Origin of the sequence: Mycolicibacterium litorale, from assembly GCF_010731695.1 — a bacterium.
Lineage (GTDB): Bacteria > Actinomycetota > Actinomycetes > Mycobacteriales > Mycobacteriaceae > Mycobacterium > Mycobacterium litorale.
Genome location: NZ_AP022586.1, coordinates 3,410,638 through 3,425,555, shown reverse-complemented (window position 1 = coordinate 3,425,555; position 14,918 = coordinate 3,410,638). Strand labels below are relative to the sequence as shown.

Annotated in this window: 12 protein-coding genes; 1 reads left to right on the top strand and 11 read right to left on the bottom strand. The window is 70.1% G+C overall.

What is annotated here, in order from left to right:
- Window positions 1-11 precede the first annotated feature (11 nt).
- On the top strand, window positions 12-1,187 hold the full coding sequence (locus G6N30_RS16305; RefSeq protein ID WP_134054504.1) for an MFS transporter: 1,176 nt from the start codon (window positions 12-14) through the stop codon (window positions 1,185-1,187).
- Here the strand turns inward: G6N30_RS16305 and G6N30_RS16300 are convergent.
- From G6N30_RS16300 to G6N30_RS16250, 11 genes are all read right to left on the bottom strand, one after another.
- Complete coding sequence (locus G6N30_RS16300) at window positions 1,184-2,380, bottom strand: SfnB family sulfur acquisition oxidoreductase (protein ID WP_134054502.1); 1,197 nt, start codon at window positions 2,378-2,380, stop codon at window positions 1,184-1,186. The genes G6N30_RS16305 and G6N30_RS16300 overlap by 4 nt on opposite strands.
- Window positions 2,377-3,546, bottom strand: a complete 1,170-nt coding sequence (locus G6N30_RS16295) for an LLM class flavin-dependent oxidoreductase (RefSeq protein ID WP_163687622.1) — start codon at window positions 3,544-3,546, stop codon at window positions 2,377-2,379. The genes G6N30_RS16300 and G6N30_RS16295 overlap by 4 nt, the downstream gene beginning before the upstream one ends.
- An 8-nt stretch (window positions 3,547-3,554) precedes the next feature.
- Complete coding sequence (locus tag G6N30_RS16290) at window positions 3,555-5,006, bottom strand: LLM class flavin-dependent oxidoreductase (protein ID WP_134054500.1); 1,452 nt, start codon at window positions 5,004-5,006, stop codon at window positions 3,555-3,557.
- Window positions 5,007-5,159: 153 nt separating this feature from the next.
- Entirely contained in the window at window positions 5,160-7,523 is a 2,364-nt protein-coding gene (locus tag G6N30_RS16285) for a lysylphosphatidylglycerol synthase transmembrane domain-containing protein (protein ID WP_134054498.1), read from the bottom strand.
- A gap of 2 nt (window positions 7,524-7,525) precedes the next feature.
- Entirely contained in the window at window positions 7,526-9,325 is a 1,800-nt protein-coding gene (locus G6N30_RS16280; RefSeq protein ID WP_134054496.1) for a sulfatase-like hydrolase/transferase, read from the bottom strand.
- Window positions 9,318-9,767 (bottom strand): SRPBCC family protein, encoded by a 450-nt coding sequence (locus tag G6N30_RS16275; RefSeq protein WP_134054495.1) that lies wholly within the window; start codon window positions 9,765-9,767, stop codon window positions 9,318-9,320. Before G6N30_RS16275 ends, G6N30_RS16280 begins: the two co-directional genes overlap by 8 nt.
- Before the next feature lie 32 nt (window positions 9,768-9,799).
- A complete protein-coding gene (locus tag G6N30_RS16270; protein WP_134054494.1) occupies window positions 9,800-10,180 on the bottom strand; it encodes a MerR family transcriptional regulator in 381 nt (126 codons plus the stop codon).
- Window positions 10,181-11,722, bottom strand: a complete 1,542-nt coding sequence (locus G6N30_RS16265; protein WP_134054493.1) for a SulP family inorganic anion transporter — start codon at window positions 11,720-11,722, stop codon at window positions 10,181-10,183.
- Between the two features lie 116 nt (window positions 11,723-11,838).
- Window positions 11,839-13,521 carry an exodeoxyribonuclease V subunit alpha gene (gene recD / locus G6N30_RS16260; protein ID WP_134054492.1) on the bottom strand — a complete coding sequence of 561 codons (1,683 nt, stop codon included), beginning with the start codon at window positions 13,519-13,521 and terminating at the stop codon, window positions 11,839-11,841.
- Window positions 13,518-14,408: an NYN domain-containing protein gene (locus G6N30_RS16255; RefSeq protein ID WP_134054491.1), complete on the bottom strand. Its 891-nt coding sequence runs from the start codon at window positions 14,406-14,408 to the stop codon at window positions 13,518-13,520. The genes recD and G6N30_RS16255 overlap by 4 nt, the downstream gene beginning before the upstream one ends.
- Window positions 14,409-14,439: 31 nt before the next feature.
- Window positions 14,440-14,760, bottom strand: a complete 321-nt coding sequence (locus tag G6N30_RS16250) for an STAS domain-containing protein (protein ID WP_134054489.1) — start codon at window positions 14,758-14,760, stop codon at window positions 14,440-14,442.
- Window positions 14,761-14,918: the final 158 nt, after the last annotated feature.

Sequence of the window (14,918 nt, the reverse complement as noted above, 5' to 3'; positions counted from 1 at the left end):
TTGGACTGTCGGTGTCAACGTCTCTCGGTCGTCGCCTCCTCTTCGCCGCGATCTGCGCGGTTTCGGTCGCGACCATCTACTCAGCCCAGCCCATCCTCACTCAGATCGGCAGTGACCTGGGCGTCTCGGGCGGTGGCCTGGGATGGATCGTGACGGCGGGACAGCTCGGCTACCTGGTGGGGTTGGTGTTTCTGGTTCCGTTGGGCGACATGGTCGATCGGCGCAAGCTCATCATCGGGCACCTGCTGCTCACCGCCGTCGGCGTCGGGACCGCGGCAACCGCCACCCACGCGTGGGTGATGCTCGCCGGGGTGGCCATCGCCGGCCTGTTCGCGGTCGTCGTGCAGACAACGGTCGCGTACGCCGCGGCCATATCCGCGCCGCAGGAACGCGGACGCACTCTGGGCCTGGTGACCTCCGGCGTCGTCATCGGCATTCTCGGTGCGCGGGTCGTCGCTGGTGCTTTCGCCACTGCCTGGGGTTGGCGCAGCGTCTATGTCACGTTGGCCGTCGTTCTCATCGTGCTGGCGTTCCTCGTCGTGACGCTCCTGCCGGCCGACAGACGCTCCGGCCGCCCCGGGTATCGGCAGGTGCTCAACGCGTCGCGCACGTTGTTCGGCGAACGACTGTTCATGTCGCGCGGGCTGATCGCCTTCTTCCTGTTCGCGTCCTTCGGCGCACTCTGGACCGGACTGGCGCTGCCGCTCGAGGCATCCCCGTGGCACCTGAGCACCGCTCAGATCGGCCTCTTCGGGATCGCCGGGTTGGCGGGCGCGCTGGGCGCAGGCCGAGCCGGGAGGTGGGCAGATGACGGGTTCGCGAACACGGTCACGGGGTCAGCGCTCGCCCTCCTCGCTGTCTCGTGGCTGGCGACAGCACAGGCACCAAGGTCGCTGTGGCTGCTCCTCGTCGGCGTGATCGTCCTCGACTTCGCCGTGCAGGCTGTGCATGTCAGCAATCAACACCTGCTCACCGCGGCTCACCCGGATCGAACCAGCAGCGTCATCGGCAGCTACATGCTCTTCTACGCCGTTGGATCGGCACTTGGCGCGGTGAGTACGACCACCGCGTTCGCCGTCGCCGGCTGGGCCGGGTCCAGCGTCATCGGTGCCGTGTTCGCGATCAGTGCGCTGGCGGTGTGGGCGGCCGGCAGGCGCGTGGCACGGCCGGTCACCCACACCGTCTAGATCTGGCCGTGGCGGGGCGGACGCGTACCCGACAGCGTGTAGCGGCCGATGTGCTGCAGCTTCCACCGCACCGGGTCGTGCAGGGTGTGCGTGCGCGCGTCGCGCCAGTAGCGCGACAGGTTGCCCGACACCGAAGCGCTTCGCGTGCCGCCCAATTCGAACAGTCCGGTCGACGCCTCCAATGACGCCCGCACCGCGGCCACCTTCGCGACGGCCACCGCCACCGACGCCGCGGCCGCCGACTCCTCGGTGAGGTCGGCGGTGGCGTCGTCCACCGCCCGCGCCGCCTCGACGAGCAGCGCTTGGGCTCCGCGCACCGTCACCGCGAGCTCACCGGCGGCCTGGATCAGCGTCGGATCGTCGACCGCGGTCGCGACGTTGGCCTCGAAGTGCGGACGGGCCCGCTCGGCCTGGCGGACACCCGCGGCGAGCGCCCCAGTCGCGATGCCGACGTCGATCGCGCTGTGCAGCAACTGCGCTCGCGCGCCGTAGGTCGTCGGCTCGGCGAAGATCGGAGTGAACGGGACGACGTGTTCGGCGGGCACCGCGACGTCGGTCAGCGTCACCGTGCCCGACGCCGTCGTCCGCTGCCCCATGCCCTCCCAGTCGTCGACGATCTCCACGCCCGCCGCGTCGCGGGGGACGAACGCGACCGCCTTCGGGGTCGACGCCGTCGGCACCGAACCGTCGTCCAGCGACGCGCGCACGACCAGCCAGTCCGCGAACAGCGCCCCGGTCGAATAGAACTTGCGTCCCTGCAGCACGTAGTCGCCCGACGAGCGCCTCGTCAGCGTCGTGGTGTCGACGTCGATCGGATGTGGACCGCGTTCGGACTGCGCGTTGGCCAGCAGCGCCCCGTCGAGCACCTGCCGGTAGAAGTACGCCTGCTGATCGGCGGTGCCCTGTGACCGCAGCGCTTCGAGGAACACGAAGTGCGAGTGCGGGATCTGCGACAGCGACGGGTCGGCGTGGGCGATCAGCCGGAACACCTCGGCGAGCACCGTCGCCGGCACGTCGATGCCGCCGTACGCGGCGGGCACCGAAATGGCAAGCAGGCCGGAGTCTTTGAGGGCCTGCACCTGCTCGTGTGGCAGCCGCCGGTCGGTGTCGCGGGCCGAGGCCTCGGCATCGAACTCCGCGGACAGTTTCGCCGCGGCGTCGAGTGCGTCCGCGGCGGTGGCGACCACCGTCATCGCGTCGCGCCGATGAACGGGATGTGCGCCGGCGACGCCGACGAGGCCTGCCCCTTGAACAACCCGCGCTCGCGCAGGATCGGCACCACACCCTCGCCGAACCAGAACAGCTCCTCGAGGTGCGGATAGCCGGAGAAGATGAACTCGTCGATACCGATCTCGGCATACTCGGCGATGCGCTCGGCCACCTCGGCGTGGCTGCCGACCAGCGCCGTCCCGGCGCCGCCGCGCACCAGACCCACACCCGCCCACAGGTTCGGCGCGACCTCCAGCGAGCGGGCGTCGTGCCAGCTGCCGTTGCGCCGGTTCTCCTCGTGCAGCGCGAGCATCCGCTTCTGACCCTCGGATTCGCTGCGGTGCAAACCGTTCTGCGCGTTGCGGACGGTTTCCTCGTCGAGCGCGGCGACCAGTCTGTCTGCCTGCGTCCACGCCTCGTCGGCGGTATCGCGTGAGATGGTGTGCAGGCGGATGCCGAACCGGACGTCGCGCCCCTCCTCGGCGGCGAGGCCGCGGATCCACTCGATCTTCTCCCGCACGGCGGCGGGCGGTTCACCCCACGTCAGGTAGACGTCGGCGTGTTTGGCGGCCACCGGACCGGCGGCCGCGGAGCTGCCGCCGAAGTACAAGGGCGGCACCGGGTTCGGCAGCGTCGGGATCGCCGCGGACTCGATCTGGATGTGTTCCCCGTCCAGTGAGACGGTCTCACCGGCCCACAGCCGCCGCACGACCTCGAGGAATTCGTCGCAGCGCTGGTAGCGGCCCTCCTTGTCGAGATGGTCACCGAACGACCGCTGTTCGTGCGCCTCACCGCCGACGACGACGTTGAGCAGGATGCGGCCCGGTGCGTGCCGGGCGAACGTCGCGGCCATCTGCGCCGACAGCGTCGGGCTCACCAGGCCGGGCCGGAACGCGACGAGGAACGCCAGCGACGTCGTCTCGCGCGCCAGCAGCGCGGCGGTGATGAACGCGTCCTCGCACCATGCGCCCGTCGGGATCAGCGCGCCGGTGAAGCCGAACGATTCGGCCGCCCGCACGATCGAGCCCAGATAGTCGATCGACGCGTCGCGGTCGCCGTGCGCCGCCCCGGCCGGCATGCCGTGGCCGCCGCCGACGATCAGCCGGCTGTCCCCGTAGGTGGGGAGGAACCAGTGCAATTGAATGCTCATGAGGACTCCTAACGCCCGCGGGTCGGCTGCGATGCCACCGACGCCGCCGAGGACGGCACGGTCGAGGGCCGGTCGATGATGGTGGAGGCGGGCCCGCCGACACGGTAACGGGCGCCGCGATGCTCCTCGGGCAGCCGGTCGCCGCGGCCGAGCAGCTTGTTGCGCAGCGTGCCCGGCGCATACGACGACTGGTAGGCGCCGCGGGCGGTCAGCACCGGCACGACGTGCTCGATGAAGTCGGCGAACGACCCCGGCGTGACGGCGTAGGCGAGGTTGAACCCGTCGACGTCGGTCTCGTCGACCCACTCCTGGATCGTGTCGGCAACGGTCACTCCCGATCCCACGATGCGCGGGCCCATGCCGCCGATCTTGCCCCACTCGGCGATGTCGCGGACCGCCCATTCGCGGCCGTCGGGGTCGGCGGACTGGAACGCCGCGACCGCCGACAGGATCGCGTTCGAGTTCACATTGCCGACGGGTTCGTCGAGTCCGAAGCGGGCGAGGTCGACGCCCATCCATCCGGACATGAACGTCAGCGCGCCCTCGGCGTCGCCGTAGGACAGGTACTCGGCGTGCTTGGCGTGCGCTTCCTCGTCGGTATCGGCGGTGATCACCGTCGACAGATTGAAGATCTTCACCGCATACGGGTCGCGTCCGGCGATCTCGAGTTCACGGCGGATCGTCGTGACCGTCTCGCGCAGTAGGGCTTTCGTGGGGGCGGCGGTGAAGATGGCCTCGGCGTTCTCCGCGGCGAACCGCACACCGCGGGGGCTGGAGCCGGCCTGGTAGATCACCGGGGTCCGCTGCGGCGACGGCTCGGACAGGTGGATGCCCGGCACGGTGAAGTGCGTGCCGTCGTGGCCGATGTGATGCACCTTGGCCGGGTCGGTGAACACCCCGCGCTCGCGGTCGCGGATGACGGCGTCGTCCTCCCAGGAGCCTTCCCACAGCTTGTACAGCACCTCGAGGTACTCGTCGGCGTGGTCGTAGCGGGCGTCGTGGGCAGGCTGGTCGGTCTGGCCCATGTTGCGCGCGGCGGCGGGCAGGTAGCCGGTGACGACGTTCCAGCCGATGCGGCCCCCTGTGAGGTGGTCGAGGGTCGACAGCCGACGGGCGAACGGATAGGGGTGCTCGAAGCCGGTGCCGGTGGTGACGCCGAAACCGAGGTCGTTGGTGACGTAGGCCATCGCGGACACCAGCAGCAGCGGATCGTTGACGGGGACCTGGGCGGCCTGGCGGATCGCGGCCTCGTCGCTGGCGCCGTAGACGTCGTAGGTGCCCAGTACGTCGGCGATGAACAGGCCGTCGAAGCGGCCGCGTTCGAGCAGCTTGGCCAGTTCGGTCCAGTAGTGCAGGTCCTTGTAGCGCCAGGACTGGTCCTCGGGGTGCTTCCACAGCCCGGGGGACTGGTGGGCGACGCAGTTCATGTCGAAGGCGTTGAAGCGGATCACACGAGTCACCGCGAAATCGTTGCTGATCGCGGTGGGCCGGTCACGGGTTCGACTCAGCGCGATTCTTGCGGAGACGGCCCGCCGAACGTGAACTTGATGGCGGGAAGTGGACCGGAAATCGGCAACGAGCTCACGCTCGGCGCAAGAGGCAGAAGCGGGGGACTAGATCATCTCCCGGCGCGCCAGCCAGCGCATCACCTGCCAGCCGATGAACACCGGCAGCCAGCACGTCAGCACCCGGTAGAGCAGCACCGCGGGCACCGCCACCGCGGCGGCCACCCCGAACGCCGCCAGACCGCCGATCAGCGCCGCCTCCACCGCGCCCACACCACCGGGGGTCGGCGCGGCCGACGCGAGTGTCCCGCCCACCATCGTCACCACGGTCACCGTCACGAACGACGTATCGCCGCCGAACGCCTCGATACTCGCCCACAGCGCCAGCGCCGCACCCAAGGTCGTTGCCGCGCAACCCAATACGATCAGCGCCAACCGGGACGGCTGGGCGGCCAGGTCGCGGAAGTCGTTGAGTACCTCGACCAGCCGCGGCCGCACCGTCGTCAGCAGCCAGCGGCGCAGCTGCGGCACCACGAGGAACACCCCCACCAGACCGAGCAGCACCCCGCCGATCAGGTACAGCAGTGTGGTCGACGGCACGAAGCGCGACAGGTTCGCCGACGCACCGGCCACCGCGCTGAACACGATCAGCAGCGTGATGTGCGTGACCACCTGCACCGACTGCTGCAACGCCACCGCCGTCGTGGCGCGCACCGCGCCGAGCCCGCCCTTCTGCAGGAACCGCGTGCTCAACGCCAGCCCGCCCACCCCGGCCGGGGTCGTGGTCGCGGCGAACGTGTTGGCGATCTGCATGAGCGCCAGATGCCGGAACGTCACCAGCCCGTCCGCGCACGCCCACAGCGCCGCCGCGGCGCCGAGATACTTCAGCGCCGACACCGCCAGCCCGAGCAGCGCCCACCACATGTTCACGTTGCGCAGCTCGTTGGAGAACGTCGGCACCGCGGTGAGGAACGGATAGGCGACGTAGACCAGCGCGCCGATGAGCACCAGCTGGATGATCTGCGTGCGGGTGAACCGCGTGATGTTCTCCGGGCTGATCGAATCGGTGCCGGTCTGGCGCATGACCTCCTCGCGGGTGGCCGCCGCGACGGCCTTGGCATCCGGCATCCCGTTCCAGAACCGCGACGACACCGCGTGTTTGGTGAGGCGGCGCGACGCGACGAGCACAGCGTCGGCGCCGAACGCCTCGATCGCCGCGGCGACGGCCCGCTCGGCGCCGTTGAGCTGTGCGGTCGTCATGAGCAGCTGCGCGATGTCGGTCTGCAGCTGCGCGTCCGTCGCGCCGTACTCGGCGTGCCCGAACCCGCCGAACAGCACCGCACTGCCGTCGACGGTGATCTCCGCGGGACGCAGGTCGCCGTGGGAGATGACGGAGTCGTGCAGCCGGCGCAGCGCCACCCACACGAGATGCGGCGGTGTGGTCCCGTCGAGCGGTTCGCCACGCACCTCGTCGTGCGCGAACAGCGCCCAGCCGCGCGCCAGCGTCGCGGCCACCACCGCCGACGTGTTGGCCAGCCCCAGTTCACCGATCGCGATGCCCATCAGCGCCCGGTGCTCCACCGCGCGCCGCAGCGACGCCTGCAGCGGCGCTGTCTCACTCGACCGCAACCGCAGCTTGCGCCAGACCTGCCGCAGCGCACCGCCGCTGCGCTGGTTGGGCCCGTACATGTGCACCGTCGCGCAGCTGGGGCCCACGGTGTCGGCGGTCATCAGCAGTGGTCCACGGCCGGCGGGCCGCACCACTGTCAGCGCGGTCACGTCGAACCCGCGTCGCGAGAGCGCGCGCACGGCGTCGGTCAGCGGCACCTCCAGCGCGGGAGTGCCGACCACCAGCACGACCAGTGCCCCGACGAAGAACCCCACCGACAGGCCGAGCAGCGAGCGGGCCGGGACGACGGCGCTGACCACCAGGTGGATCGGCACGAACGCCAGCAGCAGCGCCCACCACCACCGCCGCCACCGGGCAGGCACCCACGGCCCCGACACGGTCAGCACCGCGGCGAGCATCGCGATCCACCGCGGATCGTCGAGGATCTGTGACAGCAGCGTGTCCAGGCGCTCGGACAGGTCGAGATGCCAACGCGGCGCGGCGATTCCATTGCCGGTGATCGACAGCGAGAGGATCGCGACCAGCCCGGCCGCGGCGAACGCGCCGAGTAGCCGCCACTGCCGCACCAGGATCAGCCCGACGAGTATCACGAACGGCAGCGCCAGGATCGAGACGCCGTAGGCGAGGTACACCAGGTTGGACTGCGTGGGTGTGAGCACACCGACGATCTCGGAGATCGACTGCTCGAGCGCGCTCCACTCGTAGCGGGTGATGAACGAGCTGGTGATCACGACGGCCAGCAGGATCGTCGCCAGCACCAGCCGCAAAATGTCGTTGGTACGACGGGTCAGAGGCAGCAGCAGACTGCCCGATACGGCGATCTCCCGCCCGTCGACTCGCATACTCAAACCGCGGCGCCGACCCCCAGGCGTGCGAGCGCCCGGCGGATCGGGTTCGTCCGCGCCGGTCCGGTCGGCGGGCGGCGGACAGCGTACGGCCACGGGTGATTGCGCTCTGGGATCGATTCGGTCCTGAGGTGCTTGAGCTGACGGCGTAGATGGGCGCGCAGCTCGTCGAGATCGGGGTCGGTCCAGCGGTTCACGGCCTCGGTCGGGTCGTCGGTGAGGTCGTAGAGCTCCCACTGGTCGTCGAGCGGGCTGGCGCGGTACGCCTCTCCGCCCAGACCGTTGGCGGCCAGATGCCGCACACCGGGTTCGGTCCAGGTGGCCGGATCGTCGAAGCTGCGGACCAGCTTCCACAGGTGTCCGTCCACCCGCGTCACCAGGCCCTCGAAGTTCGACGCCACATGCGCGGGAATCCGGATACGCAGTGGCGCAGGCGGATCGACGCTGCGCCTGATCTTGCGCGCCAGACCCGATGCACCGGTGTCGCCGTCGAGCACGCTGTCGCGGGTCATCAGGTACACCACGCGATCCTCGTCGGGGGCCGCACCGTCGACGACGGGCATCAGGTCGCGCCCAGGCAGCGGATGCACCTCCGAGAACTCCTCGGCGAGGACGGCGGCCGTCGCGGCGACGTCCACCCCCGCGGCGCCGAGCAGCGTCGGCACCAGGTCGACGTGCGAGGTGGGGGCGGCCACTGTGCGTGCCGTCGTGGCGCCGGCGCCGATACGGGCGATGACGAACGGCACGCGGGTGGCCTCGTCGTAGAGGTTGAACCACTTCTGGTGCAATCCGCCGTGCGCGCCGAGCAGGTCGCCGTGGTCGGCGGTGCGCACCAGCACCGCCTCGCCGGAGCCCTCGGTCACCGCGCGGCGCACCCGGTCCAGCGGACCGTCGACCTCGGCGTGCAGCCGGTAGTAGAGGTCGCGGTACTGCTGGGCGTTGCGGCGGTAGGTGCGCTCCATCACCGCCGCCGGACCGTAGCCGGAGTAGTAGGCCTCGCGAAAAGCGATCTGCGCGGCCGGTTTGGTCGAGAGATCCTCGTCGGCGGTGGGAGCGGCGGGCACGTGCGGCGGGTCGAGCGGTGACGGCCCGATCGGGCTGCGCCGCGACCACGCGGGGAACAGCACGATGTCGTGCGGGTTGACGAAGCTGGCCACGAGCAGGAACGGCCGCAGCGCGGCGGGGTCACCGGCGCGCCGGCGCGCGTAGCGGTCCTCCAGCCACGCCACCACCCGGTCGGCGATCAGCGGGTCGCGGCGAAACCCGCTGTTGGACAGGGCCGCTCCGTGCGGTTCGGGCCCGACCCAGCCGGAGAATCCGTACGGCGCCAGCGGGTCGGCGTCGAGGTAGCGCTGCACCGCATCGGGGTCGACGACGCCGTCGTCGTCGTTGGTGGCCAGCGGCGCTCCGGTGGCCGGATCGGTGAGGTCGGCGTGGGAGATGTGCCATTTGCCGTCGTAGTGGGTGTCGTAGCCGGCGGCGCGCATCCAGTTGCCCAGCGTCGGCACCTCGCCGGCGCGCAGCCACCGCATCCGGGAGTCGTCGGCGCTCTTGCCGATGCCATCGGTCTGGGTGACCCCGTGCAGGTCGGGGAACTGGCCGGTGAAGATCGTCGGGCGGCTCGGCACGCACGCCAGCGATCCCGTGTAGTGCCTGGTGAAGCTGACGCCATGGTCGTCGAACCATGCGCGGCCGGCCAGGGTGCGGTCGCGCCACGCCAGCACCTCGGGTGCCTCGTAGGGCGGGACGGCGCGCTCCTCGTCGGTCATCAGGATGACGATGTCCGGGCGGTCAGACATGTGCGGTCTCCCATCGTGCCGCCAGGCCGGCGAGCATGGTGTCGGACGATTTGGCCATCGCCAGGCAGACCAGCCGGGCGGCGAGCGCGCGCAGCCGGCCGGGACCGAGATCCACGGTGCTGGTCACGGTGACGGTCGTACCGGCTCCCGCGGCCCGCACGGTCCACCGATTGTTGAAGCGGCGCAGCCAGCCGGGGAGACCGGCGATGTCGTAGGCCAGTGCGGTCGGGGCGTCGAACTCGGTGATGGTCTCCACCAGCGTCATGCGGCCCATCTGGACGCGCCGCTTGGTGCCGACCGGCCCGTCGGGGTCGGTGCTCAACACGCAGGAGTGGTCGACGCCGGGCAGCCAGTCGTGGATCGACCCGAAATCGGCGAGCACGTCCCACACCGTCTGGGGGTCGGCGCTGATGGTTCGGCGACGACTGATCTGTGCCACCACAGGGCCACCCTACGGTGCCCGGTGCGCGGTGGTCAGCGATAGCGGGCGAGTCGGTCGGTCAGTTCGTGGGCGTAGGTGAGCTGGCGGGCGAGGTCGGCGCAGGCCCGTTCGGCGCGGCTGTGGCAGTCGGCGACGTGGGCTGCGGCCTGGTCACGCTGCGCGGTCGTGGCGTCGGTGCCGGCGAGGGTGTCGAGCGCGGCGAGCAGGTCCCGCATCTCGTCGAGGGTGAAGCCGAGCGGTTTCATCCGCCGGATGGTGAGCAGCCGCTCGACGTCGTCCTCGGTGTAGAGCCGGAAGCCGCCCGCCGAGCGCGCCGAGGGGGTGACCAGTCCGACGTCGTCGTAGTGGCGGATCGTCTTGATCGACAGCTCGGTGCGGGCGGACACCTCGCCGATCTGCAGGCGCTCGGCCATCTACTCGGAGCCGGCGAGCTGACCGCTGAGGCGGCGGTGGCGCTCGGCGCTGTTGTCGTCGAGACCGACGATCGTGACGGTCTTGCCCTTCGCCTCGTACTTGGTGGTGATCGCGTCGAGGGTGGCCACGGTCGAGGCGTCCCAGATGTGGGCGTCGGACATGTCGATGACGATGTTGTCGGGATCGCCCACGTAGTCGAACTGGTAGACCATGTCGTTGCTCGAAGCGAAGAACAGCTGCCCGCTGACCGCGTACACCTGCGTGTTCTCGTCGGGCCGTGAGACTTTGACGACGTCGGTGAGGTGCGCCACCCGGCGGGCGAACAGCACCATGGCGGTCAGCGTGCCGACGGCGACCCCGTAGGCGAGGTTGTCGGTGGCCACGGTGACGGCGACAGTCGCGAGCATGACCGTCGTCTCACTCCTGGGCATGCGACGCAACGTCTTCGGGGCGATGCTGTGCCAGTCGAAGGTGCCCACCGACACCATGACCATGACGGCGACCAGCGCGGCCATCGGGATCTGTCCCACGATGTCGCCGAGGCCGACGACCAGCGCGAGCAGGAAGGCGCCGGCGAGGAACGTGGAGATCCGGGTGCGGGCCCCGCAGGCCTTCACGTTGATCATCGTCTGCCCGATCATCGCGCAGCCGCCCATGCCGCCGAAGAAACCGGTGACGATGTTGGCGGCGCCCTGACCGAGTGATTCGCGGGTCTTGCTCGAGTGGGTGTCGGTGATGTCGTCGACGAGTTTGGCGGTCATCAGCGATTCCATGAGGCCGACGATGGCCATGGTGAGCGCATAGGGGGCGATGACGCCGAGGGTGTGCAGGGTGAAGGGGACGTCGGGCAGAAGCAGCGACGGCAGGGTCGACGGCAGTTCGCCCTCGTCGCCGACGGTGGGCACCGGCCAGCCGAAGGTGAGGCAGGCGCCGGTGATCAGCACGATGGCGACCAGCGGTGCCGGGACGACGGTGGTGAGCCTGGGCAGCAGGACGATCAGCGCGATGCCGACGACGACCAGCGGATACACCAGCCACGGCACCCCGACCAGGTGGGGGAGCTGGGCGACGAAGATGAGGATGGCGAGCGCGTTGACGAAGCCGACCATGACGCTGCGCGGGACGAAGCGCATGAGCCGCGCGACGCCGAGGGCGCCGAGCAGGAGTTGCAGGAGGCCGGCGAGGATCACCGCGGCGATCAGATAGTCGAGGCCGTGGCTGTGCACCAGCGGGGCGACGACGAGCGCGACCGCGCCGGTGGCGGCGGAGATCATCGCGGGCCGGCCGCCGAGGAACGCGATGGTGACGGCCATGGTGAAGGAGGCGAACAGGCCGACCCGGGGGTCGACGCCGGCGATGATCGAGAACGAGATCGCCTCCGGGATGAGGGCGAGCGCGACGACGAGTCCGGCGAGGACCTCGGTGCGGAGCCGGCGCGGTGAGCGCAGGGCGGCGAGCACCGACTGTTGTTGCTGCGGTGTGGTGTCCAAAGCCGCCACTCCCTTCGATTGCGGGTGGGCGCAACGCTGCGCGAAAGGCATTGCAGCTCAGGGGCGGTCGATGCCGAGGAGGGACTCTACCCCTACTGGAGGGTTGGTCTCCAAATCGCGGGCGCGGATTGTGTCTGAGCGCACATGCGTGATGGCGTGGACAGCGCTCAATGCGAAGCGCGCAGCCGCTCGCCCAGACCCGACGCCCGCACCACGCGCCGTTCGATCGCCGCCCGCACGGCCGCCTCCGACCCGACCACCCGGACCTTGTTCTTGGCCCGCGTCACCGCCGTGTAGAACAGCTCCCGCGTCAGCAGCCGCGACTCCTCGTCGGGCAGCAGCACCGTCACCTCCTGCGCCTGGCTGCCCTGGCTCTTGTGGATCGTCATCGCGTGCACGGTCTCGACATCAGCCAACCGGCTCGTCGAGAACTCGAGCGGCCCCGCCCCGGCGCCGACCACCGCCGCCAGCCCGTCGTCGCGCATGATCGTCACCCCGGTGTCGCCGTTGTACAGCTGCAACCCGTAGTCGTTCGCCGTCACCAGCAACGGCCGCCCCGCGTACCACTCCGACCAGATCGGCTCACCCGTCACATCGGTCAGCCACCGCTCCACCTGCCGGTTCCAGTGCCGCACCCCATAGGGCCCGCGCCGATGCGCACACAGCAGCCGATGCTCGTCCAACGTCGCCAACGCCGCCGGGGCGTCACCGAGGATCGCCGCCTCCCGCAGCCGAAGTGCATGGGGCAGAAGCACATTGCGCAGCCGTTCGCCGGGGTTGTCGGTGTCCACCCACTCGATGCCGGGGCCGCTTTCGCGCAGCAGCTCGATCACGCGATCGGTCTCCCCGTCGCGGATCGCTGCCGCCAGCGCCCCGATCGGCGCGCCGAACCGGTGTGAGGTCACCAACCGCGCGATCCGCACGTCGTCGCGCGCGCCCAGCCCGTCGACCAGGTCGGCCAGGACCGCGCCGGCCTCCACTGACGCCAGCTGGTCGGCGTCGCCCACCAGCAGCAACCGGCTGTCGGGCCGCACGGCCTCCAGCAGCCGGGCCATCAGCGTCAGCGACACCATCGACGTCTCGTCGACGACGATCACGTCATGCGGCAGCCGATTCTCCCGGTGGTGCCGGAACCGCGACGAATTACCGCGGCGCCGCTGCAACAGCCGGTGCAGGGTGGACGCCGTCAGCTCGGGCAGCCGGTCGCGGTCCACGGCGTCCAGCTCACCGATCTGCAGGTGCACCGCCTCGAGCAGGCGCGCCGCCGCCTTACCGGTCGGGGCGGCCAGCGCGATCCGCAGCGGCGGCCGGTTCTCGAGCGCCGCCTGCTCGGCCAGCAGCGCCAACAGCCGCGCCACCGTCGTCGTCTTTCCCGTGCCCGGCCCGCCCGTCAACACCGTAAGAGATTGCGACAGAGCGATTTCAGCGGCCACCCGCTGCTCGGGATAGTCCGCGGCGGGGAACAGCCGGTCAAGGCCCGGCACCTCACCCGCCGGCGACGATTGCAGCAGGGCGAGCACGTCGTCGCACACCTGCTGTTCTTCGCGCCAGTACCGGTCGAGATACAGCGCATCACCGTGGAACCTCAACACCGGCGGCGTACCCGTCAGCGCACTCCCGCGCACCGCCGCCAGCCACGCATCCGCGTCCGGCCACGGCAACTCCGGCATCCCGACCTGCGAGGCCACCGATCGAAGGTCCACGCGCACCGACCCGCTGCGCAGCGCCCGCACCGCGAATGCGACAGCCAGAGCGACGGATTCGTCATCCTCGCCCGCCAGCGCGGTGAGCCGCCGCGCCACGTGCACGTCGGCGGGTTCGAACACCTCGGCGTCGGCGAACGCGATCATGAGTCGGCGGGCGCCCGCAACCGCACCATCCGGGTGGTCGAGCTCTCGTCGAGTTCGACCAGATCTGCATGCGAGCGCAGGAAGTCGCTGAACGACCGGTAACCGAGTGACCTCTCGTTGAACGACGGATCCATCCGCTTCATCTGGGCTTTGACCGCCGAGTTGTGCAGCCAGTCGGCGTCGTCCTTCTCCAAGCCGATCCGCAACGCCCGCATCAGCAGCGCCGTCGCGGCGTCCTCAGGGTCGGGTTCGGGTTCGTCGGCATCGGCTTTACGGCGACGGGTGCGCTTCTTGGGCGCGGCACCGGCTTCGGCGGGCGGCGTGTCGGGCTGGGGGACCGGGACACCGGGCAGCGCGTCGTAGGTGACGAACTCGTCGCACGCGGCCGCCAGCGACCGGCTCGACGCGCCGGCCACTCCGATCCCCACCACGTAGCGGCCGAGCCGTTTGCAGCGCTGCGCCAGCGCGATGTAGTCCGAATCGCCGCCGACGATGACCACGTGGGTCAGGTCGGGCAGCCGGAACATGTCCTCGACGGCGTCGACGGCCAGGCGGATGTCGGCGCCGTTCTTGCCGTAGGCGGCCGCCGGAAACAGCTGCACCAGGTCGACGGCACGAGCCACCAGTTGGCCCTGATACTTGGCGTTGACCTCGGAGGACCAGTCCGCATACGCGCGGGTGAGCACCAGTGTCCCGAAGGACGAGGCGAAGTCGATCACCGCGCCGATGTCGACGGTGGCGCGCTGCAACCGCTCGGCGAACGCGTCGGCGTCCTTGGTCTTGTCCCGGTGGTACGAGCTACGTCCGTTGACCTGGTCGTAGCGCGAAATGACGATGTTGTCGAAGTCGAGGTAGACCGCGACGCGTGTGGCTCCCGGATCCGTCACGCTGTCCAGTGTGGCCCATGGCCCCCGGGAATCAGGAAGCCAGCGGCAGTGTCAGGTGCGGATCGCAGATGTCCAGGACGCGGCGCACCGTCGGGTTGCTCACCAGCGTCCAGTCCACGTTGGCCCGTGCGCACCGCTCACTGATCGAGCACAGCACGGAGAAGCCCGCGGTGGACAGGAAGTCAACACCGGTCATGTCGAGGGTCAGATGGCGCGAGTTGGCGCCGCGACGCAGGACGTATTCGGACAGTTCGGCGGCGTTGGCCGCGTCGACGGATCCGGCGACGGTGATGCGGACCTCGAACGGGGCGAGCCATTCGGTGGAGAACTTCAGATGATCGATGGAAGGCATGGATTCAGCTCCGAAACTGCGCCACAAGCGGGCGCGAAAGAGGGGCGAAAGAAAGAAGGGGGCGGCGTCTGCAACGGGATTTCCTACCGCCCGATCTGTGCGACAGCCGCGGCTGGATGATCAACCTTTGCCAACCCTACGCGGTCGGCCCCCCGTCA

Bases quoted from the DNA above. Each gene is read 5' to 3' on its own strand.
- G6N30_RS16265 (WP_134054493.1), bottom strand. From the start codon at position 11,722: ATGCCTTTCGCGCAGCGTTGCGCCCACCCGCAATCGAAGGGAGTGGCG.
- G6N30_RS16250 (WP_134054489.1), bottom strand. From the start codon at position 14,760: ATGCCTTCCATCGATCATCTGAAGTTCTCCACCGAATGGCTCGCCCCG.
- G6N30_RS16300 (WP_134054502.1), bottom strand. From the start codon at position 2,380: ATGACGGTGGTCGCCACCGCCGCGGACGCACTCGACGCCGCGGCGAAA.
- G6N30_RS16280 (WP_134054496.1), bottom strand. From the start codon at position 9,325: ATGTCTGACCGCCCGGACATCGTCATCCTGATGACCGACGAGGAGCGC.
- recD (WP_134054492.1), bottom strand. From the start codon at position 13,521: ATGATCGCGTTCGCCGACGCCGAGGTGTTCGAACCCGCCGACGTGCAC.
- G6N30_RS16295 (WP_163687622.1), bottom strand. From the start codon at position 3,546: ATGAGCATTCAATTGCACTGGTTCCTCCCCACCTACGGGGACAGCCGG.
- G6N30_RS16285 (WP_134054498.1), bottom strand. From the start codon at position 7,523: ATGCGAGTCGACGGGCGGGAGATCGCCGTATCGGGCAGTCTGCTGCTG.
- G6N30_RS16270 (WP_134054494.1), bottom strand. From the start codon at position 10,180: ATGGCCGAGCGCCTGCAGATCGGCGAGGTGTCCGCCCGCACCGAGCTG.